The following is a 1324-nucleotide window of genomic DNA, read 5'->3' as shown; positions in this document are numbered from 1 at the left end:
AATATAAAGTAAAGCGTTTATTGATTCAACTTTTTATCGGCTTTCCGTGAGACTGTTTAAGTTTCAGAGTCCATGATACTTTAACAATCAGAAAAGGAAATTAAACAGAGGCACCTTAAAGTGCCTCTGTTTATTAAAGGAATCTGGTGCAAAATAATGACTACCTAGCCGCTGATATTATGCCTAAAAAAACGCGGTTCAATCGTTTTTTTTATCCTGAGAGATTAAATAGTCTTAAGGGTAAGTTTAAAGGCTTGTGTTACTTGTATGACTTACCTTCTAAAAAACAGAAGGCAATACAAAAACACCCAGAGCGATATAAAATAGAAATGTGCGGGAATAGCCCAATTAGAGTTATATTATTTGGCCCAATCATAATCGGCTTTGTTTTAAGTTTGTTATTTTTATTCTCTTGTATTGTGATGACTTACTCCGAGGAACCTTATCAATGGTGGATACCTATACTTACTTTTTCTTGGAATTTGTTTTTTCTTAATTTACTGCCGCTAACAGACAGTTACATCCCCAAAAAACAAATATACTTTGATAGACAAAAGCAGCTAGTAGGCTTTACTTATCCAATCCCAGGTTGCGAAGCGCGTGATGAGCAGGGTAATTGTTGTTTTAAGTGGGCTGATATTGTATGCCATTTAGATATGGTTGCAACACGCCCGGGTGTAATGGGATTTGTACCCTATATAAGCCATGTTGATGGGGATAAATACCCTGACACTAAAATTGTTGTACAAGTGCCGGATAACTCAAATAACCCAATGAACTGTTATTTATATTGGGAGCGTGTAGTGCGCTTTATGGACAATAGCCAACCACTTCCTGATGTACCTGAGTATGAAAACTACCGCCACCTTGATGAACCCACCGCTGAATTTGATAAAAAAAATGACAGACCTAATAAATTTTGGAGCGACTTTTCACTTGCTCAACAAGCCGAAATTTGGCAAAAGTTTAATGAAGAGGCTGCTCATTTTAATTGGCTTAGAGCGACACCTAACGAAGAAATAATTAAGCCTTGGCTACATTTTAAAGGTGAGCCTGAGCGTATCGAAAAACTAACCTGGAAATATAAAGCAAAGCGTTTAGCACTGCAGTTGTTTATGGGAATACCTTAAGCGCATTATAAAAGCCGCTTTATAACTTAAAGGAAGTTTGAGCTTGAGCTATACATAGTTTGAGTTTGTTAAAGGAATAATATGTCTATTTATAAGTGCTTAGGTGGCTCGCAGTCTAAAAATAATCTTCAATCAATTCTACGAAGAATGTTAAACGGTTTGTGTATTTTAGTTAATTGACAATATGACATCTT

At 36.0% G+C, this 1324-nt stretch carries 1 protein-coding gene; it reads left to right on the top strand.

Going from position 1 to position 1324, the window contains the following annotated elements; all coding sequences use genetic code 11:
- Window positions 1–146 precede the first annotated feature (146 nt).
- Complete coding sequence (locus tag I6F66_RS20610) at window positions 147–1130, top strand: hypothetical protein (protein WP_197209673.1); 984 nt, start codon at window positions 147–149, stop codon at window positions 1128–1130.
- The last annotated feature ends 194 nt before the right edge of the window (window positions 1131–1324 follow it).

The organism is Pseudoalteromonas sp. NZS100_1, from assembly GCF_015864285.1.
In the GTDB taxonomy this organism is placed as follows: domain Bacteria; phylum Pseudomonadota; class Gammaproteobacteria; order Enterobacterales; family Alteromonadaceae; genus Pseudoalteromonas; species Pseudoalteromonas arctica.
Note: the sequence above shows the minus strand (reverse complement) of the source record. Positions and strands in the feature narration are given on the sequence as shown.